Here is a 26809-nt window from a genome sequence, read left to right on the forward strand (position 1 = left end):
TGCATCACGTATCGCATCACGACTTCAGGAGACATCATGCCGCTGACCCCCGACGCCAAGGGCGTCTTCCCGATCGCCCCGACACCGTTTCTCGACGACGGCAGCATCGACACCGCCTCGATCGACCGGCTCACCGATTTCTATCTCGAATGCGGGTCCACCGGCATCACAGTGCTCGGCCAGCTGGGCGAGGCCCCGAAACTCGAGCATGCGGAATCGGTCGATGTGGCGGCACGCATGATCCAGCGCGCGGGCAAGCTGCCGGTGGTCGTGGGCGTGTCCGCGCCCGGCTTCGCGGCCATGCGCGCACTGACGCGTGAAGTCATGGACCGTGGCGCCGCGGGCGTGATGATCGCTCCGCCCAACACGCTGCGCACCGACGACCAGATCGTCGGCTACTACCGGCAGGCCGTGGAGGCGATCGGCGACGACGTGCCGTTCGTCATTCAGGACTATCCGCTGACGTTCTCGGTGCAAATGACGCCGGGCGTCATTCGCCGAATCGTGACCGAGCTGCCGTCGTGCGCGATGCTCAAGCACGAAGACTGGCCCGGGCTTGAAAAGATCTCGACGCTGCGTGGCTTCGAGAAGGATGGCTCGATGCGCCATATCTCGATCCTGTGCGGCAACAACGGCCTCTTTCTCGATTACGAGGTGGAGCGCGGCGCGGACGGCGCGAACACGGGCTACTGCTTCCCCGACATGCTGTGCGACGTCGTGCGCCTGAACGCGGCGGGCGAGCGCGAGGCCGCGCACGATCTGTTCGATGCGCACCTGCCGCTGCTTCGCTACGAGCAGCAGCCCGGCGCGGGACTGGCGGTTCGCAAGTACGTGATGATGCGGCGCGGGCTGCTGACGTCGGCCGCGCAACGCAAGCCTGCCGCCGTGATGTCGGCCACCGCGCGTGCGGAGGTCGATCATCTGCTGCGCCGGCTCGCGCGGCACGACCCGCGTGCCGCGCTCGAGTGAGCCCCGCCGGAGCGCCTAGCGCTGGAAGACGGTGTGGATCGATCGTCCGCGCGCATCGACGGCCACGGTGACCGGCATGTCCTCGACCTCGAACTCGTACATGGCCTCCATGCCAAGGTCGGGGAAAGCCACGACGCGGGATTTGCGGATCGCGCGAGAGATCAGATAGGCGGCACCGCCGACGGCGGTCAGGTACGCGGCACCGTTGTCGCGTATCGCATCGATCGCCGCCGGCCCGCGCTCGGCCTTGCCGACCATCACGCGCAGGCCGGTTTCGGCCAGCAGGCGCGGCAGGAACTTGTCCATGCGCGTGGCGGTGGTAGGTCCGGCCGGACCCACGGCCTCATCGCCGACGGGATCGACCGGCCCTACGTAATAGATCGCTCGGTCGCGCAGCGGCACCGGTAGCGGTTCGCCCGCATCGAGCATCGCCATCAGACGCTTGTGGGCAGCGTCGCGCGCGGTCAGCAGGCGGCCGCGCAGGCGCAGCGTCTGGCCCACCTTCCATTGCGCGACGGTGTCCGCCGTCAGCGTATCGAGGTCCACCGTCAGGGCATCGGCCTCTTCGGGCATCGCATCGGGGATATCGCGCCAGAGCGACGGGTCCGGCGGCGTGAATGTCGCGGGCCCGTTGCCGTCGAGCGTGCACCGCACGAAGCGCGTGGCCGCGCAGTTCGGAATCAGGGCAACGGGCAACGCGGCCGCATGGCTCGGCAGCGCGCCGACCTTGACGTCGAGCACGGTGGTCAGCCCGCCCAGGCCTTGTGCGCCGATGCCGAGCGCGTTGATGCGGTCATGCAACGCCAGCCGCAGCGCCTCGACGTCATCGTTCGCGCCGCGCGCGCGCACGGTCTGGATGTCGATCGGCGCGAACAGCGATCGCTTGGCCGCGCGCATCGCCTGTTCGGGCGTGCCGCCGATGCCCACGCCGAGCACACCGGGCGGACACCAGCCCGCGCCCATCTGTGGCACGGCATCGAGAATCCAGTCGACGAGCGAGTCGCTCGGATTGAGCGTGGTGAACTTCGCCTTCACGTCGCCGCCGCCGCCCTTGGCCACCACGATCATCTCGACGGTATTGCCGGGCACGAGTTCGACGTCGACGAAGCCGGGCGTGTTGTCGCCCGTATTGCGGCGGGCGCCGAGTGGCGACGCGACCATCGTCGCGCGCAGCGGGTTCGCGGGCAGCGTATAGGCGCGCCGCACACCGTCATTGACGACGTCCTGAAGGCTGCGCAGGGCGCTGCCGTCGCGCGTGGCGAGGCGTACGTCCATGCCGACGCTCAGGAAAACCTGCGCAACGCCCGTGTCCTGGCACAGCGGCCGGTGACCGCGCGCGGCCATGCGGCTGTTCACGAGCAACTGCGTCAGCGCGCTGCGCGCGGCGCCTGGCGGCTCCGCCTCCCATGCGCGGCGCAATGCCTCGACGAAATCGGCGGGGTGGTAGTAGCTGATGAACTGCAGCGCATCGGCGACGCTGTCGGCGATGTCTTCCTGATAGACGACGGTCATGCGGGGCGCTCCGGCATTCTCTAGCGGAATATGTTTGAACATATTCGCATAAAGCGACGCCGCGCGGAAGGCCCGTTCAGACCGCCTGCCGCTGGAGCACCGTGGAATACGAGAACCGGTCGGCAGGATGCACGCTGACCACCACTTCGAACAGCCGGTCCGACTGATCGTAGTACCGCCGCACGAACTCGAGGGCGTGGGCACCGGGCGCGGTCCCGAGCGTCTGCGCCATTGCCGCGGGGATGCCGATCGCGCGCACGGTCTGGTGGATTTCCTTCACGACGCGTCCCGACGTCTGGCCGACGAGCTCGCAGATCAGGCCCTCCGACGTCTTGAGCTTGCTCTTGATCTTCGCGCCGTCGTCGGCCGTCACGTACACGTCGGACCACGCGACCGGATGATCGGGTGCAGCGGGATTGGTGCGCGACGTGGGAATGTGCAGCCAGCGCGAGCCGGGCGGACAGCCCAGATGCGCGGCCATCTCGACGTCCATGACGACCTCGCGTGCGCCGTGGATCCTGCGCGCGGTGGCCGCGCCGTATTGCACGAGTTCCTCAATCGACGAGAGGCGCGGCATGTACTCGCCCGATTGCGGTGCGGACGCCTCGACGCGTGTTCCCGCGCGTTTCTTGCGCGAAACCATGCCGAGTTCCTGGATGCGCGTCAGTGCAACGCGCACGGTGCCCCGGCTGACGCCGTACTTGTCTGCGAGTTCGAGCTCGCCGGGCAGGCTCGAACCGACCGGGTAGACGCCGCTGGTGATGTCCTGAATGAGCGCCTTGGTCAGCTCTGCGTGGCGTGGCTCCATAAATCGGAAAAGTCCTGTGAAAGGAGACGTTGAAGGGGCGGAACGCAAATCCTAACGATACCCGCCCCCGAAGCCAAGCGCCGCGGACGGCATGTGCGAACGGGGTACACTCGTGTTTTCCCCCAACTTCGACTCGACACCGAAGCCATCCATGAAGAAACTCTCGTTCCTTATCGCGGCTCTGGCCGTTGCCGGCGCGGCGCACGCTCAGCAATCCGCGCCCGAGACGCTGCCTTCCGGCATGACGATCCAGCATCTGACCAAGGGCACGGGCGCATCGCCGAAGGCCACGGATACCGTGAAGGTCCACTACCGCGGCACGCTTACCGACGGCACCGAATTCGACAGCTCGTACAAGCGCGGCCAGCCGATTTCGTTCCCGCTCAACCGCGTCATCCCGTGCTGGACCGAAGGCGTGCAGAAGATGCAGGTGGGCGGCAAGGCCAAGCTGACCTGTCCGGCCTCGACCGCTTACGGCGCACGCGGCGTGCCGGGCGCGATTCCGCCCAATGCGACACTGAACTTCGAAGTGGAACTGCTGGGCATCGGCAGCTGAGACCGACAAGGTCTCCACGATCGAACGCCCTCTTCACGCGGGCGTTCTTTTTTGCAGGGCGACATTTGATTCGAAAGCGGCGGCTTCTATACTGGAATTGTGGTGCGGCGCAGCAATTTGTGCCGTACCAGGCAGTGGAGTGCAGTCATGCCCAAGAATCCGTGCGAACTTTGCATGCGGCTCATTGGCCGCCCCGGCCATGTTCCGCCCCATGCGCACCTTGTGAAATCGGCCACGCTGCCGACGGCATCGCAGGGAAGCGCCCACCTCTATCAGTGCGAACGTTGCCGGCAGGCCATCGTACTGGTTGCCGACGAAGACGACGGTGCCGATCACTGGAAGCGCGTCTCGACGTAATCATTGACCGATGCCATGGACAATTTTCGCGCCGTGGCACGGGTAGAATTGACGCTCCATTCGCGAACCCAGAATTCGCGCCTGCCCTGCAGAACAACTGAATCGCTGCAGTGGTGGGATTTTGACAAGAGAGTGCAAGTTGAACAATTCGGCCAGCGATCGGACCGCGCAGCGTCCCCCCACGCCCGCGGTCGCCGACGCCCACGCCCGCGCCGCCGGTGGCGCCATCGCCGGGGCCATCGATGCCAATCGCGGTATCGCGCTCCTGACCTTCGCGTTCGTGCTGAGCCAGTTCTATCGCAGTTGTCTGGCGGTTATCGCGCCCGAACTGCAGCACGATTTTTCGCTGTCGCCGGCGGGATTCGGCGCGCTGTCGTCTTGCTTCTTCCTGGCGTTCGCCGCCGCGCAGATTCCTGTGGGGCTGGCATTCGACCGTTATGGCGTAGGCCGTCCCACCGCGCTGCTGCTCGGCGTCGGGGCCGTCTCGTCCATCATGTTCGTGGTGGCGCCGAGCGGCGGCGCGGCCATGGTCGCGCAGGCTGGGCTCGGCCTCGCGTGCGCGCCGGTGTTCATGGGCCTGATGCACTTCGCTTCCGAGCATCTCGACGAGAAGCGTTATATGCGCGAGGTCAGCCGCTCGAATGCCATGGGCATGATCGGCGCGCTGTGTGCCACGGCGCCGCTGGGCTGGATGTCCCAATGGATCGGCTGGCGTTATGCGATGGCGATCTCCGCGGTGTGCATGGTGCTGGCATGCTATGGCGTCTGGCGCCACGTGCGCGATACGGGCCACGCGGACGCCCGGCACGCGCCGATGGGCGGCATGCTGATCGACAGCGCGCGCCTGCTCGGCATGCGCGCGCTGTGGCTGCTGATTCCGCTATGCGTCGCGATGGCGGCCGGCACCGCGTTTCGCAATGCGTGGAGCGGGCCGTATCTGGCCAATGTGTACGGGCTCGCCGCCGGCACGCGTGGTATCGCGCTGACGTTGCTGAGCCTGACCGGATTTGCCACCGCATTCCTGCTGCCCGTGCTCGTCCGGCGCACGACGCTCAAGCGGACGATTCTCGGCTGGGCGTGCTTCTCGACATGCGGCGCGGTGGCGCTGGCGATCTGGCCCGGCCATGGTGTGGTGCAGAGCGTCGCGTGCATGGGTCTGCTGACGACGATCGGCATGCTCCATCCGCTCGTGATGGCGCAGGGCCGCAGCCTGCTGCCGCCGGCCAAGCGTGGGCGCGGGCTGGGCGTGCTCAACTCGTTCGTGTTTCTCGGTTCCGCGCTGACGTCGTGGGGCTTCGGCGTGATCGCCAATATCGGCCATGACCGCCTGTGGCCGAATGCGCTGACCTATGGCGTGATCTTCGGTACCGCCGCGGCCATTGTCGTGATCGCGCTCGTCCCGTACGTGTTCAGCGCGATGGGGCATTCCGTGGTGCCCGCGCGGGACGCGCAGGCAGTCGCCGACAGCTAGCCTCGGTCGCCTCGCATGTCGGCCCCGCACGCGTGCCCCCATCGGCGTGCTATGTTGGAAAGACTTGCTCGTTGCCGGAGTCCACGATGGCACGTCTCTTTCCTGCGTTGTTTCCCGCTTTGCTGTCACTGATGGCGCCCATGCCTGGCGCGGCGCAACCGTCGGTGACACCGGGCGAGTTACAGCGCCCGAACGTGGTCGTCATCGTGCGCCATGCGAGCGCGCCCGGGCTCAGCGATCCGCCGGGCTTCCGCCTCGGCGACTGCGCCACGCAGCGCAATCTCGACGCCGCCGGCCGGCAGCAGGCCACGGACCTCGGCGCTGCGTGGAAGACCGCCGGTTTCCGGCCCACGCGCGTGATGAGCAGCGCATGGTGCCGGTGTCAGGAAACCGCCCGCCTGATGAACTTCGGTCCCGTGCGCGTCGAGCCGTTGCTCAACTCGTTCTTCGAGGCCGACGACGCGACCCGCACCGCGCAGACCGAAAGGCTTTCACGCCTGATCGATGGCCTCGACCCGAGGCCCTTATCTGATGGTCACGCATCAGGTCGTGATCGGCGCGCTGACCGGCCATGGGGCTCGCACCGCGGGCGGCGTGGCCATCGAATTGCCCGCGCAGGGCGGACAGCGCCGCGTGCGGGTGCTGGATTAGGCATTCAAGAAAATCCTCTCCACTGCCGATAGTTCGCCCAATGGCACTCATCAGGCAGACGAAATGAAAAACCTCGGTATTGGCGCCCGCCTTGGCATAGGCTTTGGCGTCGTGTTGTTTCTGTCCCTACTCATGACCGTTTATGGCATGTCGCGTCTGCAGGACGTGGCGAGCCACACGCACGCCATGATGCAGGAGCCGCTGGCCAAGGAACGTATCGTCAGCGACTGGTACCGGCTGATGTACGCGAGCGTGCGCCGCACGACGGCGACCGCCAAGAGTGCCGACCCGACGCTGGGTGCCTTCTTCGCGAAGGAGACCAAGTGGTCTGCCGACACGATCGCCGCGATGCGCGACAAGATCGAGCCGATGCTGGTCTCCGATGCCGAAAAGGCCGCGTTCCAGAAGATCCTGCAGGTGCGCAACCCGTACAACGAGTCGCGCGACAAGATCGCGCGCTTCAAGAAGGACGGTCAGACCGAAGAGGCAAACAAGGTGCTGGAGACCGAGTTCGTGCCGGCCGGCGATGCCTACCTTGCCGAGATCCAGAAGCTGCTCGATATCCAGCGTGCGTCGATCGACGATACCGCGAAGGAAATCAACGAGACCTATCTTGCTGCCCGCAATCGCATGATCGCGCTCGGCGCGGTGATGCTGGCCATCGGTGCCGGCTTCGCGTTCTGGCTCACCATCGGCATCACGCGTCCGCTGCACCGTGCGGTGCATATCGCGCGCACCGTGGCATCGGGCGACCTGACCAGCCGTATCGACGTGGACAGCACCGACGAGACCGGTCAGTTGCTCGAGGCGCTGCGCGAGATGAACGAGAACATCCTTGGCATCGTGCAGGAAGTGCGCCATGGCACCGAAGCGATCGCCACCGGTACGAGCCAGATTGCCGTGGGCAACACCGATCTGTCGCAGCGTACCGAGGAACAGGCGTCGTCGCTCGAGGAAACCGCATCGAGCATGGAAGAGCTCACGGGCATCGTCCGCCAGAACGCGGACAACGCGCGTCAGGCGAGCTCGCTGGCCGTCAATGCCTCGGACGTCGCGATCAAGGGCGGCGAGGTGGTGGGCCAGGTGGTCAACACGATGGAAGAGATCAGCGGCGCGTCGCGCAAGGTGGTCGATATCATCGCGGTGATCGAAGGCATTGCGTTCCAGACCAACATTCTCGCGCTGAACGCGGCCGTGGAAGCGGCGCGCGCCGGCGAGCAGGGCCGTGGGTTTGCCGTGGTGGCCGGCGAGGTGCGCAGTCTCGCGCAGCGCAGCGCGACGGCGGCCAAGGAGATCAAGTCGCTGATCGGTGATTCGGCCGAGCGCGTCGAGCGTGGCTCGGAGCTGGTCTCGGAAGCGGGTCAGACCATGGAGCAGATCGTCAGCGCCGTGAAGCGCGTGACGGACATCATGGGCGAGATCAGCGCGGCATCGGCCGAACAGAGCGCGGGTATCGAGCAGGTGAACCAGGCGGTGACGCAGATGGACACCGTGACGCAGCAGAACGCGGCGCTCGTCGAGCAGGCCGCGGCTGCCGCGGGCTCGCTCGAGGAGCAGGCCCAGCGGCTCAAGGAAGCCGTGGCGATCTTCCGCCTCGCAGCTTAGGGGGACTTGGGTGGCACGATCGTGCCACCCTCCGGCAGCTGGACGTTCTGCATATTGGGCATCATGTTCGTATTCAGGTGGAACATGACCCAGAGCGTGCCCGACAGCGTGATGACCACGAGCACGAGCGTAAAGATCAGCGCGAGCAGCGTCCAGCCGTTTTCCGAGCGCGCGTTCATGTGCAGGAAGTAGATCATGTGAACGACGATCTGCACCGCGCCCAGGCCGAGCAGCACCAGCGCCGTCGTCGACGACTTGTCGAACACCTTCCCCATCACGAGCCAGAACGGAATCGCCGTCAGCACCACCGACAGCACGAAACCCGTCACATAGCCGCTCATCGTCGAATGCGCGGCGCCCGCCAGTTCGTCGTGGCCGTGATCGTCGTCATGGCCGTGGCCCATTGCCTCGTCATGCGCGCTCATGGCAGGACTCCCATCAGATAGACGAAGGTGAAGACGCCGATCCACACGACGTCCAGAAAGTGCCAGAACATCGACAGGCACAGCAACCGGCGGCGATTGGCCGTGATCAGGCCATGCTTGCCGAGCTGGAACATCAGTGTGATCAGCCAGATGATGCCGAACGTCACGTGCAGCCCGTGCGTGCTGACCAGCGCGAAGAACGAGGTCAGGAACGCGCTGCGCTGCGGGCCGGCGCCTTCGCTGATCAGATGCGCGAACTCGTAGAGCTCCACCGAGAGGAACGCCACGCCGAAGAGCCCGGTGATCGCGAGCCATATCTGCGTGCCGCGCAGGTTCTTCTTCTGCATCTCGAGCATCGCGAACCCGTACGTGATGGACGAGAGCAGCAGGAACGTCGTATTGAGCGCGACCAGCGGCAGGTCGAACAGCTCGGCGCCCGTGGGCCCGCCCGCGTATTCGCGCCCGAGCACGCCATACGCGGCGAACAGGCAGGCAAAGATCAGGCAGTCGCTCATCAGGTAGAACCAGAACCCGAGCAGCGTGCCCTGCGCGGGATGGTGCTCCACCTTGATGTAGAACTGCAGCGGCTCCTGCCGCGAGCCATCTTCGGGCGCTGCCGCGCCGCCGGCGAGGGGGATCGTCGTATCAGCCATGGCTGCCTAGCAGTTGAGTGCGCGCGGCTTCGGTCCGGACCACGTCGTCGGCCGGAATGTAGTAGTCGCGCTTGTAGTTGAAGGTGTGATAAATCGCGCCGCCGATCGTGGCGACGAAGGAGACGATCACGAGCCACCAGATATGCCAGATCAGGCCGAACGCGCAGATGGAGCTCAGCGCGGCGAGGACGATGCCCGCTGCGGTGTTCTTCGGCATATGGATCGGGATAAAGCCTTCGAGTGGCCGCTTGTAGCCGTGCTGCTTCATCTGCCACCACGCGTCGGCGTCATGCACGATGGGCGTGAACGCGAAGTTGTACTGCGGCGGCGGCGAGGACGTCGACCATTCGAGCGTGCGGCCATTCCACGGATCGCCCGTGGTGTCGCGCAGCGCTTCGCGGTTGCGGAAGCTCACGAACAGCTGGATCAGGAAGCTGCCGATGCCGAGCGCGATCAGGAACGCGCCGAACGCGGCCAGCTGGAACCAGATCTGCAGCGACGGATCGTCGAAATGGTTCATGCGGCGGGTCACGCCGAGCAGGCCCAGCCAGTACAGCGGCATGAACGCGAAGTAGAAGCCGACGAGCCAGAACCAGAACGAGCACTTGCCCCAGAACGGATCCAGGCGGTAGCCGAAGGCCTTCGGGAACCAGTACGTGATACCGGCCATGAGCCCGAACAGCACGCCGCCGATGATCACGTTGTGGAAGTGGGCGATCAGGAACAGGCTGTTGTGGAGCGAGAAGTCGGCGGGCGGGACCGCGAGCAGCACGCCGGTCATGCCGCCGATGACGAACGTGACCATGAAGCCGACGGTCCACAGCATCGGCACCTCGAAGCGGATGCGCCCGTGGTACATCGTGAACAACCAGTTGAACACCTTGGCCCCGGTGGGGATCGAGATGATCATGGTCGTGATGCCAAAGAACGAGTTCACACTCGCGCCCGATCCCATCGTGAAGAAGTGGTGCAGCCAGACGAGGTACGAGAGCACCGTGATCACGACCGTCGCATAGACCATCGACGCATAGCCGAACAGGCGCTTGCGGCAGAACGTGGCGACGACTTCCGAGAACACACCGAATACGGGCAGCACCAGGATGTAGACCTCGGGGTGCCCCCAGATCCAGATCAGGTTCACGTACATCATCGCGCTGCCGCCGTTATCGACGGTGAAGAAGTTGGTACCGACGTACCGGTCGAGCGCCAGCAGCGTCAGGGCGGCGGTCAGCACCGGGAATGCCGCGATGATCAGCACGTTCGTGCACAGCGAGGTCCACGTGAAGATGGGCATGCGCATCAAGCTCATGCCGGGCGCGCGCATCTTGATGATCGTCACCAGCAGATTGATACCCGACAGCAATGTCCCGACCCCGGCGACCTGTAACGCCCATATGTAGTAATCGACGCCAACGTCGGGGCTATGAACGATGCCGGAGAGCGGTGGATAGGCCAGCCATCCCGTCTTGGCGAACTCGCCGACGAACAGCGACATCATCACGAGGATGGCGCCGCCCGTGGTCATCCAGAAGCTGAAGTTGTTGAGGAACGGAAAGGCGACGTCGCGCGCGCCGATCTGCAGCGGCACCACGAAGTTCATGAGCCCCGTGACGAGCGGCATCGCCACGAAGAAGATCATGATCACGCCGTGCGCGGTAAAGATCTGGTCGTAGTGGTGTGGCGGCAGGTAGCCAAGGTTGTCGCCGAACGCGATGGCCTGCTGAAGCCGCATCATCACGGCGTCGGCAAAGCCGCGCAACAGCATGATCACGCCGAGGATCACGTACATGATGCCGATCTTCTTGTGGTCGATGCTCGTGAACCACTCGTGCCAGAGATAGCCCCAGACGCGGAAGTACGTGAGCGCCCCGACGAGGGCGAGCCCGCCGAGCGCGACGACGATGAAGGTGATGAGCAGGATCGGCTCGTGATACGGAATGGCTTCCCACGAAAGCCGGCCGAAAATCTGCGTGGCGAGTTCGGAACGCTCGGGCATGTTGATCACCAAAGGCCGTGAGGGCCAACAGAAGTTGTCGAGAAGCGTGTCAGCGAACCAGGCGGCGATTGCCGATCGCGTCGGCCACGGCGTCACCGGAGACCGTGGGCGCATCGACCCCGATCGTGTTGCTCGCGGTGCAGACGTAGGCGGACGGATCGAACTTGCCGCGCGTGGCATCGAGCGCCATGACGTCGGCACGGCAGGTGCCGCCCTCCACGCAACGGTTCAGGATCGCGTCGTACAGCCCCGGCGCCACGCTGGCGAAGTGCTGCACGGGTTCGGCCTCGCTGGGTTTGGCCAGCTTGACGTAGGCATCGCGCGACAGCTGGTTTCCATCCGACTTGGCTTTGGCGACCCACTGCTGGAATTCCTCGTTCGTGAGTCCGTGGAACTTGAACCGCATCTGCGAGAAGCCGGCGCCGCTGTAGTTGGCCGAGAAGCCGTCATAGACGCCGGCGCGGTTGATCACGGCGTGGAGCTTGGTCTCCATGCCCGGCATGGCATAGACCTGCCCAGCCAGCGCCGGGATGAAGAACGAGTTCATGACCGCGCTGGAGGTGATCTTGAAGCGGATGGGCTGATCGACGGGCGCGGCGAGTTCGTTGACCGTCGCAATGCCTTGCTCGGGATACAGGAACAGCCATTTCCAGTCGAGCGCGACGACCTCGACCGTCAGCGGCTTGGTGCCGGCCGGAATCGGACGGCGATCGTCGAGGTGCGTGAGCGGACGATACGGATCGAGCTGGTGGGTACTCACCCACGTCACGGCGCCCAGCGCGATGATGATGAGCAGCGGCGCGGCCCAGATACCGAGTTCGAGGGTCGTGGAGTGATCCCAGTCGGGGTTGTACGTCGCCTCGCTATTGCCCTCCCGATAGCGGAAGGCGAAGACCAGCGTCATCGTGATCACCGGGATGATGATCAGCAGCATCAGGCACGTGGCGATGATGATCAGGTCGCGCTGTTTGACCGCCAGATCGCCAGATGGCGAAAGCAGCACTGCATTGCATCCTGCAAGGCCCATGAGCAGGCCGGACACGGTGACGAGTCTTGTTACCCCTCGCACCCCGAAATGTGATCGCACCGCCTGTTCTGAGCGTCCCATATTCGAAGAAGTGATGTGTTGAATACATCCGCCCGAATCTCATGCCGTAAAACGTTTCGGGTTTTCTTGGAGTTTAGGCGCTATTCTTGTGAATGCAGTACGCCGCATCTCACAAAAATTTGTTGACTAGGAGCCACGATGTCGAGTCTGACCCATCAGCATCGCGAGTCGCCGGCTGCACCTCCCGCGCCAGGGCACGCGCAGATCGCGCCGGCCGAGATCGCCACCGGCGTCGTGATCGGGCGCGCTTCCGAGTATTTCGACTTCTTTACGTACGGCATCGCGTCGGTGCTGGTCTTTCCGTCGGTCTACTTTCCGTTCGCGGGCGAACTCGAGGGGCTCCTTCTGGCGTTCACGGTGTTCTCGTTCGCGTTTATCGGACGCCCGTTTGGAACATCGCTGTTCATGCGTATCCAGCGGCGATGGGGACGCGGCACCAAGCTGACGGCGTCGCTGTTCCTGCTTGGCACCGCCACGGTGGGCATCGCCTTCCTGCCGACGTACGCGACGCTGGGGACGACGTCGATCGTGCTGCTGTCCGTGTTTCGCTTCCTGCAGGGCGTGGCGTTCGGCGGGTCGTGGGATGGACTGCCGTCGCTGCTCGCGCTCAACACGCCGCCCGAGAAGCGCGGCTGGTACGCGATGCTGGGTCAGCTTGGCGCGCCGACCGGCTTTATCGTGGCGGGCGCGCTGTTCCTGTTCCTCCATGCGAGCCTGAGCCAGGCCGAGTTCCTCGACTGGGGCTGGCGCTATCCGTTCTATGTGGCCTTTGCCATCAACGTGGTGGCGCTGTTCGCGCGGCTACGCCTCGTGGTCACGCACGAGTACACCCGTCTGCTGGACGAGGTGGAACTCGAGCCGATCACCACCGTGGAGATCATGCAGGCCCAGGCCGGCAATATCTTCCTGGGCGCGTTCGCGGCGCTGGCCAGCTACGCGCTGTTCCACCTCGTGACGGTGTTCCCATTGTCGTGGGTCCAGTTGCACAAGACGCAGGAGCTGTCGGACGTGCTGGCGATCCAGATCGTCGGCGCGGCGATCGCGATCGTCACGACCGTGTCGTCGGGGTGGATCGCCGACCGCGTGGGCCGGCGCTCGATGCTGGGCGCGATGGCGCTGCTGATCGGCGTCTTCAGCCTGTTCGCGCCATGGCTGCTCGATGGCGGCGCGACCGGGCAGGATCTGTTCATCCTGATCGGGTTCGCGCTGCTGGGCCTGTCCTACGGGCAGGCGGCGGGCGTCGTGACCTCGAACTTCGAACGGCGCTACCGCTATACGGGCGCGGCGCTGACGACGGACTTCGGCTGGCTGTTCGGGGCTGCCTTCGCGCCGCTGGTCGCGCTGGGACTGTCGGCGCGCTTCGGGCTGGTGGCCGTCAGCGTGTATCTGCTGTCGGGCGTGGTGTGCACGCTGCTGGCGCTGCGGATCAACCGGTCGCTTGGCACGCAGCAGCAATAGCCGACGCCCCTGGAACGCGACGAGAGCGCCTTCGGGCGCTCTTTTTGTTGGCTCATTTTCGGCTCATTGTCGCTACGTACGATAGGTTCATCGCAAACGCGCAATACAGCAAAGCGCAATCGAACAACGGAGCCGAACATGAACATCCTGCTGGGTTTTTCCCCCTTTCTTGCCTTCGCGATCGTCGAGCATCTGTTCGGCATCCTTGCCGGGCTGACCGCCGGCGCGGTCATGGCGCTGGCACTCGTGGTCCGCGACGCCGCGAGCGGCCGCTCGGTGAAGGTGCTCGAGATCGGTACCGTGATCCTCTTTGGCGCGCTCGCCCTCTACGCATGGCGCGACCAGCCGGCATGGAATATCGCGCAGGTGCGGCTCGTGGTCGATGCGGGCCTGCTCGGCGTCGTGCTGGCCTCGATGGCAATCGGCATCCCGTTCACGATGCAGTATGCGCGGGAACGTGTGGCGCCGTCGCTGTGGAGCCACCCGGCTTTCGTGCGCACGAACTACGTGATCTCGGGTGCCTGGGCACTGGCCTTCGTGGCACTGATCGGTGCCGACCTGCTGATGCGGACGCGACCCGGTGCCGGTGCGCTGCTGACCGTGGCGGCCATCTGCGCGGCTGTCCGCTTCACGGAGCACTACCCGCGCCGCGTTTCTGCGTCGCAGCAGCAGACGGAAGCATCGTTCCAAGACCTTCCATCGCAAACGCGATAAACGCCCGTGCCGCCGCCGTCTGATAAGCGCCCTTGCGCTGCAGGACGGCGGCGCGCCGTGGTGCCAGCGGGACCTCCAGCTTCAGGATCTTGAGATCGTCGTGCACGTCGGCGATCGCCGAGGGCAGCACCGTGGCAAACCGGCCACTGCGCACCGCTTCGATGACGCCGGCCACCGAATTCACTTCGATCATGATCTTCGGCACGATGCCGAGCGGCGCGAAATATCGCTCGATATAGCCGCGTGTCGCAAATTCCCGCGTCAGCAGCGCCATCGACTCTTTCTCCAGATCCGCGGCAGTCAGTGCCGTGCGCCGGCGCGCATGCGGATGCTGGATGCCGACCATCAGCGACAGCGGCTCCTCGAACAGCGACAGCGCTTCCACCTCGGGCAGATGGATATCGTCGAACGCAATGCCGAGGTCGATTGCGTCGTCGGCAAGCAGCGGTTCCACGCGCTCCTGCGGCATCTCGCGGACGTTGAGCGCGATATTGGGATAGCGGGCGTTGAACGCCACGATCAGCTGGCTGAACAGGTAGGGCGTGAACGTCGGCGTCATGCCGAGCCGCAGGTTGCCACGCGTGAGTTCGCCCACGTCATGGATCGCGCGGCGGCCGGCCTCGAGGTCCTGGATGGCGCGGCGCGCGTGCACCAGATAGGCCTCGCCGGCGTCGGTCAGGCGCGTGGTCCGGCCGGTGCGATCGAACAGCTGGGCGCCGAGCGCGTCCTCGAGCTGCCGGATCTGCTGGGAAAGCGTCGGCTGGGACACGTGCACGATCTCCGCCGCGCGCGTGAAGTTGCCCGTCTCGGCGACGGCCAGGAAGTAGCGGATATGTCGCAGCAGCATCGGACCATTCGTTATTGGTATTTCCAATCGAAAACATAATAAACTGGTCTTGGACGTTATGGCTCTGAAGCACGATGCTTGCATCAACGAATTAGCGACACGACTTAGCGACGTCCCGATGGAGCGAGCCATGCAAGACCTGATCGACGGTTTCCTGAAGTTTCAGCGCGAAGAGTTTCCGAAGCGGTCCGAACTGTTCAAGCGCCTGGCCACGACCCAGAAGCCGCCGACCCTGTTCATTGCCTGTTCGGACAGCCGCGTGGTGCCCGAACTCTTGACCCAGCGCGAGCCAGGCGACCTGTTCGTGATCCGCAATGCCGGCAATATCGTGCCGTCGTACGGCGTGCAGCCCGGCGGTGTCTCGGCGAGCGTCGAGTATGCGGTGGTCGGACTGGGCGTGAGCGATATCGTGATTTGCGGACACTCGGACTGCGGCGCGATGACCGCGGTGGCCAAGTGCACGTGTCTCGACCATATGCCGCAGGTAGCCGGCTGGCTGCGCCATGCCGATGCCGCCAAGGCCATCAATGCCTCGCGCGAGCATGCCGACGACAAGGCGCGCGTCGATGGCATGGTGCGCGAGAACGTGAAGGCACAGATCGCCAACCTGAGGACGCATCCGTCCGTGGCGAAGGCGCTTGGAGAAGGCCGCCTGACGATCCACGGCTGGGTCTACGACATCGGCACCGGATCGGTCGATGCGTTCGACGGCGTGACCGAGCAGTTTGTCTCCCTCGCCGACCACCGCACGGTGGCCGCGACCCGTATCACCCCCCGTTAGTCCCCCTGCAACCCCGACCGGACTCGCCAACGCGGACCCACCGCCGGCGCGTCATTGTCTTCCTACCTGCCAAGGAGCCGTTCATGCCGCAATCGCCGCAATCGCAAGTCACCCAGACCACCCGCCAGAACCTGACGGACGTCATCATCGACGCCAAGGACCGCAAGGGCCTGACGTTCGAGCAGATCAACGAAGGCACGGGCCTGAGCCTCGCGTTCGTGACCGCCGCGCTGCTGGGCCAGCATCCGCTGCCGGCCGATGTCGCGAAGATCGTCGCCGCGCGGCTGGAACTCGACGACGACGCCATCCGCCTGCTACAGACCATCCCGGTCCGCGGCAGCATTCCGGGCGGCGTGCCGACCGATCCGACCATCTATCGCTTCTACGAGATGGTGCAGGTCTACGGCTCCACGCTGAAGGTGCTCGTGCACGAGAAGTTCGGCGACGGCATTATCAGCGCGATCAACTTCAAGCTCGATATCAAGAAAGTGGAAGACCCGGAAGGCGGCCACCGCGCGGTGATCACGCTCGACGGCAAGTACTTGCCGACCAAGCCGTTCTGATCTCCGCGCCGCGATCCAGCCGCAGCCGTCACGGCACCAGCAGCAACTTGCCCGTGGTGGCGCGGCTTTCCATGTCCGCGTGGGCCCTGCCGGCTTCCGCCAGCGGATATAGGCCGCCGATGCTCACGCGCAACTGACCCTTGCGGATCCAGTCGAACAGGCGGTTCGTTCTCTCGCGCAGCAGTGCAGGCGTGTGGATGTGGTCGAAGAAGACCGCATAGCCGATCTTGATGCTGCGCGGCAGGCTCATGATGTCGATCGGGCCGGGGCCGCCGAGTACCGGACCGTACCAGCAGAACGTGCCCGAACGGCGCAGCGAGGCCACCGAGTCCTTGAAGGTCGTGGGACCCGAGCCGTCGAACACCGCGTGCACACCCTCGCCGTCCGTGAGCCGGAGGACCTCGTCCGCGAACTGGCCGGTGGTATCGACGATCACGTGTGCCGCGCCTGCGGCTTTGGCCGCGCCGACTTTATCCGCCGACGAAACGCGGCCGATGACGCTGCCGCCGCGCAGGCGAATGATCTGCGAGAGCAGTTGGCCGACGCCGCCCGCCGCCGCGTGGACCAGTGCGACGTCGCCGGGCTGTACTGGATAGAAGTCGGTGGCAAAGTGGCTGGCGGTGATGCCCTGCATCATCAGGGCGGCCGCCGTGCGATCGTCGATATCGTCGGGAATCGGGACTAGCGCCGAAGCCGGCGCGAGGATGCGGTCGGCGTAGCTCCCGGGCACGTAGACCCACGCCACGCGCTGCCCGACGGCGAGGTCCGTGACGCCGGGGCCGAGGGCGGCCACACGGCCGGCGCCTTCGACGCCGAGGCGCTTCGGGTACGCATACTCCTTCCAGAATTCGCCGCCGCGCACGCCGATATCCATGAAATTGACGCCGGCCGCAGCCACGTCGACGAGCACCTCGCCCAGACCGGCCACAGGATCGGTCAGCGTATCGAGCTGGAGTACGTCCGCCCCGCCCGGGCGTTGCATTGCGATGACCTTCATCGACTTCTCCTTTTTTGAATGATCGTTCCAAAATTGGGCAAAAAAATCAGCGCAAGGCGCGCAGGGTCATCGACCCGATGACTTCGAGCTGCGCCGCGTCCGCACCGCCCCGTGCGGCGATGCGGATGGCCGCGAAGCTGGCCATGACATGCGTGGCCACGGCCTCGGGCGTCAGCGCCGCCGCGATCTCGCCGTCGGACTGGGCCTCGGCCGCGCGCGCGGCGATCGCCGACGCGAGCGCGTGGTGCGCGCGCGCATGGATCGCCGACAGATCCGGCTGGCTGTGTCCGAACTCGCAGATCGAGTGGACCCCGAGGCAGGCATGGTCCGCTTCCGCGATCACGCGGGCAATCATTGCGCCGATGCCATCGAAGGCCCGCGTCTTACCGCGGAGTGCTGAAAGGTGAGCGCTCGCTTCGTTCGAGGCGTAACGTTCCACGGCAAGGCAATACAATTGCCACTTGTCGCCGTAGGTGTCATACAGGCTCTGCCTGCCGATCCCCATGGCCTGGGTCAGCATCTCCGTAGAGGTGCCTTCGAAGCCATGTAGGCGGAATACGCCGATGGCGGCGTCCAGCGCGCGGTCCTTGTCGAATGCCTTGGGTCTAGCCATGTCGACGTTGTACTTATTTTGGAATGAATAGTCAAGAACATCGCCGGGACGGCCATCAGTGGCGGTACCTGCACCCCGATTACGTACGCCTCCCCGCGAGTTGGAGTATTCTTCGCGCCAGAGTCCGCCCGCTCGAGCCCTGTCTGAAGGGATACTTGTCAATCGCAGGTCGCGGGCGTACTGTTTGACGTTTTGCTCCCCCAGCATCTCCCTAGCTTCCTGGACAGTTTCCGGATGAACAACAATTCGACAAATTTTCCAGACGAGCCGCCTCTGCCGCCGACCTGGGATGCACGCCTCGCGCGTCGCCTGGTCCGACCCCTCAAGCACACCCGCGTCACGCCCAACCACCTGACGACCGTCCGCCTGCTGATCGGCCTTGCCGGTGCGATCGCGCTGACACGTGGCGGGTATCTGTGGACGAATATCGGTGCGTTCCTGATCGTGCTGTCGAATTTCGTCGACCACACCGACGGCGAACTCGCCCGCATCAGCGGCAAAGGCAGCAAGTTTGGCCACTTCTACGATCTGGCCGCCGACGCGCTGGTCACGATCCTGCTGTTCGGCTGCATGGGTGTGGCGATCGCGAGCCCCGACGACAAGGGCCCGATCGGATCCGCCGCGCTCGGCACGATCGCCGGCATTGCCGTCGCGCTGATCTTCTTCCTGCGCATGCGCATCGAGTCCATGGTCGGCAAGAGCGGCACCAAGCAGGCATCGGCCGCCGGTTTCGAGACCGAGGACGTGCTGTACCTGCTGCCGCTCGTCACGCTGACGAACGGCATCGCGCCATTCCTGAAGGCGGCCGCCATCGGCGCGCCGATCTTCGCGGCATGGTGCATCGTGGATTACTGGCGCGTAGTGCGCCGCACCCAGCCCGTGATGAATTCCAAGGACGCCTGAGGTACCCATGACTGACCAGGCCATGCGCGCGAGCGCACCGGATGTGACCCTGCCCGGCACATCATCATCGTCGTCGCCATCGCACGCGGCACGCGCGGTATCCACGCCCGACGCCGACGTCGCGCGCGAAACCGCCACGTTCGACAATGCGGCACTGCGCGAAGACTTCGTGCGGCAGGGCGCGTTTCTGTATCTCGACAAGTTCCTCGCCCCCGATGCCACGGCGCAGCTGATCCGGCTCGCGCGGGAACTGCAGCCGCATATCAACCGCAACTACCTGCCCGGCCACAAGCAGGGCGGCAGCGTCAGCCGGCACACCATCGACGAGCATGCGCCGTTCATCGCCGAGCTGTATCGCTCGAAGGCGCTGATCGGCTGGCTCGAGCAGATGACCGGCGACCGCCTGCAGGTGTGCCCCGCGACCGATCCGCATGCCTACGCGCTGTACTACTACACGCGCGAAGGGGACCATATCGGCTGGCATTACGACACGTCTTACTACGACGGCCGCCGCTACACGGTGCTGCTTGGCGTCATCGACGAATCGTCGTGCCGGCTGGACTACGAGCTGCACACGCGTGACAAGGACCGCGCCGACGAGCCGGGCTCGGTCGCGATTCCGCCGGGCGGCCTCGTGCTGTTCGACGGCGACAAGCTGCGCCACCGCATCACGCCCGCGCGCGCCAACGAGTTCCGGGTCTCGCTCACGTTCGAGTACGTGACCGACCCCGGCATGCGCCCGTGGCTGCGTCTTATTTCGAATATGAAGGATGCGGTCGCGTACTTCGGTTTCCGTCAGGTGTTCCGGCGCCTGCTATCGGGTGGGAAGAATCGCGCGTGACTCGTGCTGCAGTACTTTTGTTTACGATTGGCGCGGCGCTGTTCGTCGCGCTGCTGGCATGGCGCGGTTTCGATGCGGTGGTCTCGACGCTGCTGGTCGCCAAATGGGGCCTCGCGCTCATCGCGGCCTTCCATCTGATTCCGCTGCTGCTCGATGCGGCATCGATCTGGGTGCTCATGCACCGCCACGGCGAAGGCAAGATCCGCGACGCGATCATGACGCGCTGGGTCGGCGAGTCGGTCAACAGCCTGTTGCCGGCCGGTCAGCTGGGCGGTCCGGTGCTGATGGTGCGGTACCTGTCGCATCGCGGCGCGCGCATTCGCGACGCGGCCGCGGCGATCACGGTCAGCACGACCGCGCAGGCGCTGTCGCAGATCCTGTTCGCGCTCGGCGGCGTGCTGCTGTTCAGCGCCAACGGCGGCCTGGCGGGCGAGCGTACGCCGGTCATTGCCGCCACCGCGGTGCTGGCGCTGATGGTGGTGGGATTTGTCGTGCTGCAGCGCCGGGGGATGTTCGGCCGCGTGCTGCGGCTGCTGTCGAAGGTCTTCGGCAAGCGCGACTGGAAGGGCCTGACGGTAGGCGCCGACGCCGTGGACGAAGCGATTCGCGAGCTCTACGGCGAGAAGGGCCGTGTGGCGGCAAGCTTCTTCCTGAACCTGATCGGCTGGATCGTCGGCACCGCCGAGGTCTGGCTGATCATGCATTTCCTCGGTCATCCGGTGAGCTGGGTGGACGCGTTGTTACTGGAGTCGGTGGGCCAGGCCATTCGTGGCGCGGCCTTTGCGATTCCTGGTTCGCTCGGCGCGCAGGAAGGCGGGTACCTGCTGCTGGCCCCGCTGGTGGGTCTGCCGCCGGACATGGCGCTGGCGTTGTCGCTGGCCAAGCGCGTGCGCGAACTGATCCTGGGTTTGCCGGGCCTGTTGTATCTGCATTTGAGTGAACGGAAGTTCCAGCGCAGACGCGCGGCTTTGGAACCATCCGAATGACGGGCGGTTATCCGACCGATTTAATTTCTATCGCGAGTCACTGAATAATGCGAGCCATCATCCTTGCCGCGGGCCTTGGCCTGCGATTGCAGCAGCAGCCGGGGGCCCAGTTCCCCAAATGCCTGCTGCGCTTCGACGGAACCACGCTGCTGGAGCGTCACATACGTATGCTCAACGCGGCGGGCGTGCAGGACATCGTGCTCGCGCTGGGCTTCGAGCCCAGGCAGGTGGAAGCCGAGGTCGATCGTCTTGGCCTGGCCCGTCGCCCCGAGATCGTGATCAATGACCGCTACGACCTGGGTAGCGTGCTGACCGTGCATACCGTGGCCGATGCCATGACGCGCGGCGGCGACGTGCTGCTGATGGACGCGGATGTGCTCTACGACGAGCGCATCCTCAAGGCACTGGTCGCGGGCGAGAGCACCAACCGTCTGCTGATCGACCGCGACTTCGAGGCCGGCGACGAGCCCGTCAAGCTGTGCCTGAAGAACGGCGTGCCCGTGGAACTGCGCAAACAGCTGATGGCCGATCTCGAATACGACACCATCGGCGAGTCGGTAGGCTTCTTCCGCTTCGACGAGAAGACCGCGCGCCGCCTGGCCGAGATCGTGGCCGACTATGTGAACGGCGGACGCGCCAAGATGCCGCATGAAGAAGCGGTGCGCGACCTGCTGCTGGAAGGTGGTCATACCTTTGACACGGCCGACGTGACCGGCGCGCCGTGGATTGAAATCGATTTCCCTGGCGATGTGACACGCGCCGCCGAAGAAGTCCTGCCCCAACTGACGCGACCTGTAGGAGTTGCTCAATGAACGCCATCGACCCGAACCTGCTTTCGACCTCGCGCGCGGCCCGTCTGCGCCAGATGCTCCAGAGCAACGACCTCGAATTCATCATGGAAGCCCACAACGGCCTCTCCGCGCGCATCGTGCGCGAGGCGGGCTTCAAGGGCATCTGGGCCTCGGGCCTGGCGATCTCCGCCCAGTTCGGCGTGCGTGACAACAACGAGGCGAGCTGGACCCAGGTGGTCGACAACCTCGAGTTCATGGCCGACGCCAGCGACCTGCCTATCCTGCTGGATGGCGATACGGGCTACGGCAACTTCAACAACGTGCGCCGTCTGGTGCGCAAGCTCGAGCAGCGCGGCATCGCCGGCGTGTGTATCGAGGACAAGCAGTTCCCGAAGACCAACAGCTTTATCGGCGGCGAGCGCCAGCCGCTGGCCGACATGGACGAGTTCTGCGGCAAGATCAAGGCCGGCAAGGACTCGCAGGCCGACGACAATTTCTCGATCGTCGCACGTGTGGAAGCACTGATCGCGGGCTGGGGCATGGACGAGGCGCTGCGCCGCGCCGAGGCCTACCATCAGGCCGGTGCCGATGCGATCCTGATCCACAGCAAGCTCTCGAAGGCGGACGAGATCCTGACCTTCGCGCGCGAGTGGGCCGGCCGCTGCCCGATCGTGATCGTGCCGACCAAGTACTACAGCACGCCGACCGATGCGTACCGCAAGGCTGGCATCAGCCTCGTGATCTGGGCGAACCACCTGATTCGCGTTGCCGCATCGTCGATGCAGGCCGTGGCGAAGGACATCTACGAGAACGAAACGCTGGTCAATGTGGAAGACCGCATTGCCACCGTCAACGAGATCTTCCGCCTGCAGGATGCGGACGAATACTCGGAAGCCGAGAAGATCTACCTGTCGGGCGGTTCGGGCCCGGGCGCGGCCGTGGTGCTCGCGGCCGGACGCGGCAAGGGCCTCGAGGCGCTGACCGAGGACAAGCCGAAGGTCATGCTGCCGATCGCCGGCAAGCCGCTGCTGCGCCATCTCGTCGATGGCTTCAAGAAGCAGGGCATCAACGACATCACCGTGGTCGGTGGCTATCAGGCCAAGGCCATCGACGCTGCCGGCATCAAGCTCGCGGTGAACGAACGCCATGCGCAGACCGGCGAACTCGCCTCGCTCGCATGCGCGGCCGATGCGCTGCAGGGCGACACCGTGATCGCCTACGGCGATCTGCTGTTCCGCAGCTACATCCTGCGCGACCTCGTCGAGAGCGACGCGCCGTTCACGGTGGTCGTCGATTCCTCGGATTCGTCGGACAAGGCGGCATCGAACCAGAGCGTGCGCGACTTCGTGTGGACCTCGTCGGCCGACAACCGCGATCTGTTCGGCCAGAAGGTCACGCTGCGGAAGGTCTCCGACGACGAGAACGGCGGTGACGGCAAGTCGCATGGCCGCTGGATCGGCCTGCTGAACGTGCGCGGCGAAGGTGTGGCAAAGCTGCAGAAACTGCTCGGCGAACTGCGCGCGCGTCCGGACTTCGATTCGCTCGACGTACCCGACCTGCTCAACGCGCTCGTCGCGCAGGGCGAGGAGGTGGCGGTGACGTACGTGCACGGCCACTGGCGCGGCGTGAACGACCTGGAGGACTTCCGTCTGGCAGGCGACTTCGCGCACGGACAAACGCCGTTCGCCGCTGGCAGCGAGGGCGCCCGATGATCGAGGCGGTCGAGTTCGTCGAAGCCGCGCGTGCGCGCGGTTTCGAATGGTACGCGGGCGTGCCGTGCTCGTACCTGACGCCGTTCATCAACTACGTCGTGCAGGACCCGACGCTGCATTACGTGTCGGCTGCGAATGAGGGCGACGCGGTGGCATTCATCGCGGGCGTCACGCAGGGGGCCCGCGAAGGGCGCCGCGGCGTGACGATGATGCAGAACTCGGGCCTCGGCAATGCCGTGAGCCCGCTCACGTCGCTGACGTGGACGTTCCGCCTGCCGCAGCTGCTGATCGTCACGTGGCGCGGCCAGCCCGGCGGCGCCTCCGACGAGCCCCAGCACGCGCTGATGGGCCCGATCACGCCGGCGATGCTCGACACCATGGACATTCCATGGGAGCTGTTCCCGACCGAGGCCGATGCCGTCGGTCCCGCGCTCGACCGCGCGATCGCCCACATGGACAGCACGGGCCGTCCGTACGCGCTGATCATGCAGAAGGGCAGCGTGGCGCCGTACGCGCTGAACGCCCAGCCGGCGCTGCCCGCACGTGCGCGCGCGGCCGCGCAGGCCGACTGGCACGGCGTGGCCGAGGCGGACCTGCCGACCCGCCGCGATGCGCTGGAACGCGTGATCGCGCACACGCCGCTGGAAGGCACGGTCGTCGTGGCGTCCACGGGTTTCTGCGGCCGCGAGCTTTATGCGCTCGACGATCGTCCGAACCAGCTGTACATGGTCGGCTCGATGGGCTGCCTGACGCCGTTCGCGCTGGGCCTCGCGCTCGCGCGCCCCGACCTCAAGGTGGTGGCCGTCGACGGCGATGGTGCCGCGCTCATGCGCATGGGCGTGTTCGCGACGCTGGGCGCGTACGGTCCTTCGAACCTCACGCACGTGCTGCTCGACAACGGCGCGCACGATTCCACGGGCGGGCAGGCGACGGTGTCGCGCAACGTCTCGTTTGCCGGTATCGCCGCTTCGTGCGGCTACGCGTCGGCGATCGAAGGCGACCGGCTTGGCCTGATCGACGAGGTGCTGGGCGCTCCGCCCGCGGACGGTACGCGGTTCGTGCGGCTCGCCATTCGCGCGGGAACGCCCGACGGGCTGCCGCGTCCGACGGTGACCCCGGTGCAGGTGAAGACGCGGCTGGGCCGTCAGATCGGGGCCGATCAGGGCCGCGAGCTGGCGGACGCGAACTGAGCGGACGAACTAAGCGGAGAAACAAAGATGCTGTTGCTGAACCCGGGCCCCGTCACGCTGAGCGAGCGCGTGCGCAAGAGCCTGCTGCAGACCGACCTGTGCCATCGCGAAGGCGAGTTCTTCGATCTGCAGGATGAAGCGCGCGCGCGCCTGCTGGGCGTGTACGGGCTCAATCCCGCGCAATGGTCGGCCGTGTTGATGACCGGTTCCGGCACCGCCGCCGTGGAAAGCATGATCGCGTCGCTCGTCCCCGAACAGGGCAAGCTGCTGATCGTGCAGAACGGCGTATATGGCGAGCGCATCGCGCAGATCGCGACGCAATATCGCATCGCGCATACGCTGGTCACGCACGACTGGAAGAGCGCGCCCGACCTCGATCGTGTGGCGGCGGCGATCGATGCCGATCCGTCGATCACACATGTCACGGTAATCCATCACGAGACGACGACGGGCCGCCTCAACGACCTGCCGGCGATCGATGCGCTATGCCAGTCGCGCAACGTGCGCCTGCTGGTCGACGCGGTGAGCAGCTTCGGTGCCGAGGCGATCGATTTCTCGGGTGCCATCGACGCCGTGGCGGCAACCGCGAACAAGTGCCTGCACGGTGTGCCTGGCGCGGCGTTCGTGGTCACGCGCCGCGATGCGCTGGCCAGGGCGGTGCAACGCGCGTACTACCTCGATCTTGGCCGCATGGCCAAGCTGCAGGATCAGCGCAATACGCCGTTCACGCCGTCCGTGCATGCGTTCTACGCGCTCGTGGAGGCGTTGCGCGAGTACGAGGACGAAGGCGGCTGGCAGGCGCGTCACCAGCGCTATGCGGCGCTGGCGGAGCAGGTGCGCGCGGGGCTGGCCGAACTCGGCATCGCGCCGCTGTGGGCGCCCGAGCAATCGTCCGTGGTGCTGCGCGCGTATCGTCTGCCCGCGGGCGTGACGTACGAGCAGCTGCATGACGGGCTGAAGACGCGCGGCTTCGTGATCTACGCGGGGCAGGGCGGCTTGTCCTCGGAGCTGTTCCGTATCTCCACGATGGGCGCGCTGACGGCCGACGACATGAACCGTCTGCTTCAGGGTTTCCGCGAACTCGTCAGCCGCTAGCACCACCCGGCGCAGTGCCTGACTCGCCAAAGTTTCGAGCGACGAAACTTTGATGCGGTGCAAAGTGACATCGATGCGCGAGGGCGCATATAAGCCCTCTGATCACGCTTTCGATGTCGTTTCACCCCGCAAAACCGCAGCGAGTCAGGAGAGCGCATGACCCCCCAACGCATGTTTTCGCTGCGGCCCCTCGTGGCCGCAGCCCTGTTGCCACTCTGGTCCCTGTCGATGGTGTCATCGGCGGCCGCGCAGGAGTGGCCGACCAAGCCGATCCGCATGATCGTGCCCTATCCGCCCGGCGGCCCCACGGACATCGTGGCGCGCGTGGTGGGACAGAAGCTCTCCGAACGCCTGGGCCAGACCATCGTCGTCGATAACCGTCCCGGTGCGGGCGGCAATATCGGCGCCGACACCGTGGCCAAGTCCGCGCCCGACGGCTACACGCTGCTGGTCGCCACGACCGCGCATGCCATCAACATGACGTTGTTCTCGAAGCCCGGCTACAGCACGAGCAAGGACTTCGCGCCGGTCTCGATGCTGACGAGCGGTCCGCTCGTGCTGGTCACGGCGCCCGCGACCCCCGCAAAGAATGTCGCGGAACTGATCGCGCTTGCCAAGGCCAGGCCCGGTGCTGTCACGTTCGCCAGCTCGGGCAACGGGCAGTCCACGCATCTGGCCGCCGAACTGTTCGACAGCATGGCCGGCGTAAAGATGACGCACGTGCCGTACAAGGGCAGCGCGCCGGCCCTCACCGATGTGATGGCGGGCCAGGCTACCGTGATGTTCGACACGATGCTGTCCTCCATGCCGTTCGTGCGCGACGGCAAGCTCAAGGCGCTTGCCGTGACCGGCAGCACGCGCTCGCCCGCGGCGCCCGATGTGCCCACGATGGCGGAAGCCGGTGTGCCCGGCTACGAGGCCACCGCGTGGAATGCACTGCTCGTGCCGGCCAACACGCCGCCCGCCGTGGTCGGCAAGCTCAGCGAGGCCCTCAAGGCGGTACTCACGCAGGAAGACGTCCGCGCGCGATTTGCCACGCAGGGCTTCGCCGCCGCGTGGACGTCGCCCGCCGACACGGGCAAGTTCATCACGCGCGAGATCGACAAGTGGGGCAAGGTGGTCAAGGCGTCGGGCGCGACCGTCGATTGATCGGCAACGGCGGTTTATTCCAACTAGCGATAAATCTATGAAAACCATTCGCTTGTGA

27 protein-coding genes are annotated in these 26809 nt (G+C 65.6%); 18 read left to right on the top strand and 9 right to left on the bottom strand.

Translation table 11 applies throughout. The features are described from left to right. The first annotated feature begins 36 nt into the window (after nucleotides 1–36). Nucleotides 37–969 (top strand): dihydrodipicolinate synthase family protein, encoded by a 933-nt coding sequence (locus AAHB16_RS22605; RefSeq protein ID WP_150375813.1) that lies wholly within the window; start codon nucleotides 37–39, stop codon nucleotides 967–969. A 15-nt stretch (nucleotides 970–984) separates the two neighbouring features. On the opposite strand, the gene AAHB16_RS22610 is transcribed toward AAHB16_RS22605, so the two are convergent. Continuing rightward, nucleotides 985–2481 carry a fumarate hydratase gene (locus AAHB16_RS22610; protein WP_342052036.1) on the bottom strand — a complete coding sequence of 499 codons (1497 nt, stop codon included), beginning with the start codon at nucleotides 2479–2481 and terminating at the stop codon, nucleotides 985–987. Nucleotides 2482–2557: 76 nt separating this feature from the next. Beyond that, nucleotides 2558–3289, bottom strand: a complete 732-nt coding sequence (locus AAHB16_RS22615; protein ID WP_150375809.1) for a GntR family transcriptional regulator — start codon at nucleotides 3287–3289, stop codon at nucleotides 2558–2560. A 151-nt stretch (nucleotides 3290–3440) separates the two neighbouring features. On the opposite strand from AAHB16_RS22615, the gene AAHB16_RS22620 reads away from it, so the two are divergent. The 5 genes from AAHB16_RS22620 (at nucleotide 3441) to AAHB16_RS22640 (ending at nucleotide 7929) form a co-directional block, all read left to right on the top strand. Beyond that, entirely contained in the window at nucleotides 3441–3845 is a 405-nt protein-coding gene (locus AAHB16_RS22620) for an FKBP-type peptidyl-prolyl cis-trans isomerase (protein ID WP_150375807.1), read from the top strand. 147 nt (nucleotides 3846–3992) lie between these two features. Then, nucleotides 3993–4202 carry a hypothetical protein gene (locus tag AAHB16_RS22625; RefSeq protein ID WP_191002456.1) on the top strand — a complete coding sequence of 70 codons (210 nt, stop codon included), beginning with the start codon at nucleotides 3993–3995 and terminating at the stop codon, nucleotides 4200–4202. A 226-nt stretch (nucleotides 4203–4428) separates the two neighbouring features. After that, complete coding sequence (locus AAHB16_RS22630) at nucleotides 4429–5673, top strand: MFS transporter (protein WP_150377437.1); 1245 nt, start codon at nucleotides 4429–4431, stop codon at nucleotides 5671–5673. Nucleotides 5674–5759: 86 nt separating this feature from the next. Beyond that, nucleotides 5760–6356, top strand: coding sequence for a histidine phosphatase family protein (locus tag AAHB16_RS22635; protein WP_342052037.1), 597 nt, complete (start codon nucleotides 5760–5762; stop codon nucleotides 6354–6356). Between the two features lie 31 nt (nucleotides 6357–6387). Beyond that, entirely contained in the window at nucleotides 6388–7929 is a 1542-nt protein-coding gene (locus tag AAHB16_RS22640; RefSeq protein ID WP_342052038.1) for a methyl-accepting chemotaxis protein, read from the top strand. Here the strand turns inward: AAHB16_RS22640 and cyoD are convergent. Genes cyoD through cyoA form a run of 4 tightly spaced genes read right to left on the bottom strand, consistent with a single transcriptional unit; the run spans nucleotide 7926 to nucleotide 12030 of the window. Beyond that, nucleotides 7926–8354, bottom strand: a complete 429-nt coding sequence (gene cyoD, locus AAHB16_RS22645; protein WP_150375801.1) for a cytochrome o ubiquinol oxidase subunit IV — start codon at nucleotides 8352–8354, stop codon at nucleotides 7926–7928. The genes AAHB16_RS22640 and cyoD overlap by 4 nt on opposite strands. Then, nucleotides 8351–9007 carry a cytochrome o ubiquinol oxidase subunit III gene (gene cyoC / locus AAHB16_RS22650; protein ID WP_150375799.1) on the bottom strand — a complete coding sequence of 219 codons (657 nt, stop codon included), beginning with the start codon at nucleotides 9005–9007 and terminating at the stop codon, nucleotides 8351–8353. Before cyoC ends, cyoD begins: the two co-directional genes overlap by 4 nt. Then, a complete protein-coding gene (gene cyoB / locus AAHB16_RS22655; RefSeq protein WP_342052039.1) occupies nucleotides 9000–11003 on the bottom strand; it encodes a cytochrome o ubiquinol oxidase subunit I in 2004 nt (667 codons plus the stop codon). The genes cyoC and cyoB overlap by 8 nt, the downstream gene beginning before the upstream one ends. A 49-nt stretch (nucleotides 11004–11052) precedes the next feature. Further along, nucleotides 11053–12030, bottom strand: a complete 978-nt coding sequence (cyoA, locus tag AAHB16_RS22660) for a ubiquinol oxidase subunit II (RefSeq protein WP_223851803.1) — start codon at nucleotides 12028–12030, stop codon at nucleotides 11053–11055. A gap of 219 nt (nucleotides 12031–12249) precedes the next feature. On the opposite strand from cyoA, the gene AAHB16_RS22665 reads away from it, so the two are divergent. Both AAHB16_RS22665 and AAHB16_RS22670 read left to right on the top strand, forming a co-directional pair. After that, nucleotides 12250–13569 (top strand): MFS transporter, encoded by a 1320-nt coding sequence (locus AAHB16_RS22665; protein ID WP_150375793.1) that lies wholly within the window; start codon nucleotides 12250–12252, stop codon nucleotides 13567–13569. Nucleotides 13570–13707: 138 nt separating this feature from the next. Beyond that, nucleotides 13708–14283 (top strand): hypothetical protein, encoded by a 576-nt coding sequence (locus tag AAHB16_RS22670; protein WP_150375791.1) that lies wholly within the window; start codon nucleotides 13708–13710, stop codon nucleotides 14281–14283. On the opposite strand, the gene cynR is transcribed toward AAHB16_RS22670, so the two are convergent. Further along, nucleotides 14198–15130 carry a transcriptional regulator CynR gene (cynR, locus tag AAHB16_RS22675; protein ID WP_150375789.1) on the bottom strand — a complete coding sequence of 311 codons (933 nt, stop codon included), beginning with the start codon at nucleotides 15128–15130 and terminating at the stop codon, nucleotides 14198–14200. The two genes, AAHB16_RS22670 and cynR, sit on opposite strands and share 86 nt — an antisense overlap. 130 nt (nucleotides 15131–15260) lie before the next feature. Here cynR and AAHB16_RS22680 point away from each other — a divergent pair, with 130 nt between their 5' ends. Together AAHB16_RS22680 and cynS are read left to right on the top strand one after the other, a co-directional pair. After that, the gene (locus AAHB16_RS22680) at nucleotides 15261–15911 is read left to right on the top strand and encodes a carbonic anhydrase (protein WP_342052040.1); all 651 of its coding nucleotides are present in this window, start codon (nucleotides 15261–15263) and stop codon (nucleotides 15909–15911) included. Nucleotides 15912–15994: 83 nt separating this feature from the next. After that, a complete protein-coding gene (cynS, locus tag AAHB16_RS22685; RefSeq protein WP_150375785.1) occupies nucleotides 15995–16474 on the top strand; it encodes a cyanase in 480 nt (159 codons plus the stop codon). Nucleotides 16475–16502: 28 nt separating this feature from the next. Here the strand turns inward: cynS and AAHB16_RS22690 are convergent, their stop codons facing one another. Continuing rightward, on the bottom strand, nucleotides 16503–17471 hold the full coding sequence (locus AAHB16_RS22690) for a quinone oxidoreductase family protein (RefSeq protein WP_342052041.1): 969 nt from the start codon (nucleotides 17469–17471) through the stop codon (nucleotides 16503–16505). 46 nt (nucleotides 17472–17517) lie between these two features. After that, nucleotides 17518–18084 carry a TetR/AcrR family transcriptional regulator gene (locus tag AAHB16_RS22695; protein ID WP_342052042.1) on the bottom strand — a complete coding sequence of 189 codons (567 nt, stop codon included), beginning with the start codon at nucleotides 18082–18084 and terminating at the stop codon, nucleotides 17518–17520. Between the two features lie 234 nt (nucleotides 18085–18318). Between AAHB16_RS22695 and AAHB16_RS22700 the strand changes: the two genes are divergently transcribed. The 8 genes from AAHB16_RS22700 to AAHB16_RS22735 all read left to right on the top strand — a co-directional run bounded on the left by AAHB16_RS22700 (nucleotide 18319) and on the right by AAHB16_RS22735 (nucleotide 26751). Continuing rightward, nucleotides 18319–18987: a CDP-alcohol phosphatidyltransferase family protein gene (locus tag AAHB16_RS22700; protein ID WP_342052043.1), complete on the top strand. Its 669-nt coding sequence runs from the start codon at nucleotides 18319–18321 to the stop codon at nucleotides 18985–18987. Nucleotides 18988–19009: 22 nt separating this feature from the next. Beyond that, the gene (locus tag AAHB16_RS22705; protein ID WP_191002431.1) at nucleotides 19010–19828 is read left to right on the top strand and encodes a HalD/BesD family halogenase; all 819 of its coding nucleotides are present in this window, start codon (nucleotides 19010–19012) and stop codon (nucleotides 19826–19828) included. After that, entirely contained in the window at nucleotides 19825–20814 is a 990-nt protein-coding gene (locus AAHB16_RS22710; RefSeq protein ID WP_150375775.1) for a flippase-like domain-containing protein, read from the top strand. The genes AAHB16_RS22705 and AAHB16_RS22710 overlap by 4 nt, the downstream gene beginning before the upstream one ends. A gap of 47 nt (nucleotides 20815–20861) precedes the next feature. Beyond that, nucleotides 20862–21626, top strand: coding sequence for a phosphocholine cytidylyltransferase family protein (locus AAHB16_RS22715; RefSeq protein WP_342052044.1), 765 nt, complete (start codon nucleotides 20862–20864; stop codon nucleotides 21624–21626). Further along, nucleotides 21623–23317, top strand: a complete 1695-nt coding sequence (aepX, locus tag AAHB16_RS22720) for a phosphoenolpyruvate mutase (RefSeq protein WP_150375771.1) — start codon at nucleotides 21623–21625, stop codon at nucleotides 23315–23317. Before AAHB16_RS22715 ends, aepX begins: the two co-directional genes overlap by 4 nt. Beyond that, entirely contained in the window at nucleotides 23314–24507 is a 1194-nt protein-coding gene (aepY, locus tag AAHB16_RS22725) for a phosphonopyruvate decarboxylase (RefSeq protein ID WP_342052045.1), read from the top strand. The genes aepX and aepY overlap by 4 nt, the downstream gene beginning before the upstream one ends. Nucleotides 24508–24534: 27 nt before the next feature. After that, nucleotides 24535–25602 (top strand): 2-aminoethylphosphonate aminotransferase, encoded by a 1068-nt coding sequence (locus AAHB16_RS22730; RefSeq protein ID WP_342052046.1) that lies wholly within the window; start codon nucleotides 24535–24537, stop codon nucleotides 25600–25602. Between the two features lie 228 nt (nucleotides 25603–25830). Next, nucleotides 25831–26751, top strand: coding sequence for a tripartite tricarboxylate transporter substrate binding protein (locus AAHB16_RS22735; RefSeq protein WP_223851802.1), 921 nt, complete (start codon nucleotides 25831–25833; stop codon nucleotides 26749–26751). Nucleotides 26752–26809: the final 58 nt, after the last annotated feature.

Origin of the sequence: Cupriavidus sp. OTU4054, assembly GCF_038440175.1 — a bacterium.
Classification (GTDB): Bacteria; Pseudomonadota; Gammaproteobacteria; order Burkholderiales; family Burkholderiaceae; genus Cupriavidus; species Cupriavidus pauculus_D.

Excerpts from the sequence above, each read along its gene's own strand:
- AAHB16_RS22605 (WP_150375813.1), top strand. The coding sequence starts at position 37 with ATGCCGCTGACCCCCGACGCCAAGGGCGTCTTCCCGATCGCCCCGACA.
- AAHB16_RS22610 (WP_342052036.1), bottom strand. The coding sequence starts at position 2,481 with ATGACCGTCGTCTATCAGGAAGACATCGCCGACAGCGTCGCCGATGCG.
- AAHB16_RS22615 (WP_150375809.1), bottom strand. The coding sequence starts at position 3,289 with ATGGAGCCACGCCACGCAGAGCTGACCAAGGCGCTCATTCAGGACATC.
- AAHB16_RS22620 (WP_150375807.1), top strand. The coding sequence starts at position 3,441 with ATGAAGAAACTCTCGTTCCTTATCGCGGCTCTGGCCGTTGCCGGCGCG.
- AAHB16_RS22625 (WP_191002456.1), top strand. The coding sequence starts at position 3,993 with ATGCCCAAGAATCCGTGCGAACTTTGCATGCGGCTCATTGGCCGCCCC.
- AAHB16_RS22635 (WP_342052037.1), top strand. The coding sequence starts at position 5,760 with ATGGCACGTCTCTTTCCTGCGTTGTTTCCCGCTTTGCTGTCACTGATG.
- AAHB16_RS22640 (WP_342052038.1), top strand. The coding sequence starts at position 6,388 with ATGAAAAACCTCGGTATTGGCGCCCGCCTTGGCATAGGCTTTGGCGTC.
- cyoD (WP_150375801.1), bottom strand. The coding sequence starts at position 8,354 with ATGAGCGCGCATGACGAGGCAATGGGCCACGGCCATGACGACGATCAC.
- cyoC (WP_150375799.1), bottom strand. The coding sequence starts at position 9,007 with ATGGCTGATACGACGATCCCCCTCGCCGGCGGCGCGGCAGCGCCCGAA.
- cyoB (WP_342052039.1), bottom strand. The coding sequence starts at position 11,003 with ATGCCCGAGCGTTCCGAACTCGCCACGCAGATTTTCGGCCGGCTTTCG.
- cyoA (WP_223851803.1), bottom strand. The coding sequence starts at position 12,030 with ATGGGCCTTGCAGGATGCAATGCAGTGCTGCTTTCGCCATCTGGCGAT.
- AAHB16_RS22665 (WP_150375793.1), top strand. The coding sequence starts at position 12,250 with ATGTCGAGTCTGACCCATCAGCATCGCGAGTCGCCGGCTGCACCTCCC.
- AAHB16_RS22670 (WP_150375791.1), top strand. The coding sequence starts at position 13,708 with ATGAACATCCTGCTGGGTTTTTCCCCCTTTCTTGCCTTCGCGATCGTC.
- cynR (WP_150375789.1), bottom strand. The coding sequence starts at position 15,130 with ATGCTGCTGCGACATATCCGCTACTTCCTGGCCGTCGCCGAGACGGGC.
- AAHB16_RS22680 (WP_342052040.1), top strand. The coding sequence starts at position 15,261 with ATGCAAGACCTGATCGACGGTTTCCTGAAGTTTCAGCGCGAAGAGTTT.
- cynS (WP_150375785.1), top strand. The coding sequence starts at position 15,995 with ATGCCGCAATCGCCGCAATCGCAAGTCACCCAGACCACCCGCCAGAAC.
- AAHB16_RS22690 (WP_342052041.1), bottom strand. The coding sequence starts at position 17,471 with ATGAAGGTCATCGCAATGCAACGCCCGGGCGGGGCGGACGTACTCCAG.
- AAHB16_RS22695 (WP_342052042.1), bottom strand. The coding sequence starts at position 18,084 with ATGGCTAGACCCAAGGCATTCGACAAGGACCGCGCGCTGGACGCCGCC.
- AAHB16_RS22700 (WP_342052043.1), top strand. The coding sequence starts at position 18,319 with ATGAACAACAATTCGACAAATTTTCCAGACGAGCCGCCTCTGCCGCCG.
- AAHB16_RS22705 (WP_191002431.1), top strand. The coding sequence starts at position 19,010 with ATGCGCGCGAGCGCACCGGATGTGACCCTGCCCGGCACATCATCATCG.
- AAHB16_RS22715 (WP_342052044.1), top strand. The coding sequence starts at position 20,862 with ATGCGAGCCATCATCCTTGCCGCGGGCCTTGGCCTGCGATTGCAGCAG.
- aepX (WP_150375771.1), top strand. The coding sequence starts at position 21,623 with ATGAACGCCATCGACCCGAACCTGCTTTCGACCTCGCGCGCGGCCCGT.
- aepY (WP_342052045.1), top strand. The coding sequence starts at position 23,314 with ATGATCGAGGCGGTCGAGTTCGTCGAAGCCGCGCGTGCGCGCGGTTTC.
- AAHB16_RS22730 (WP_342052046.1), top strand. The coding sequence starts at position 24,535 with ATGCTGTTGCTGAACCCGGGCCCCGTCACGCTGAGCGAGCGCGTGCGC.
- AAHB16_RS22735 (WP_223851802.1), top strand. The coding sequence starts at position 25,831 with ATGGTGTCATCGGCGGCCGCGCAGGAGTGGCCGACCAAGCCGATCCGC.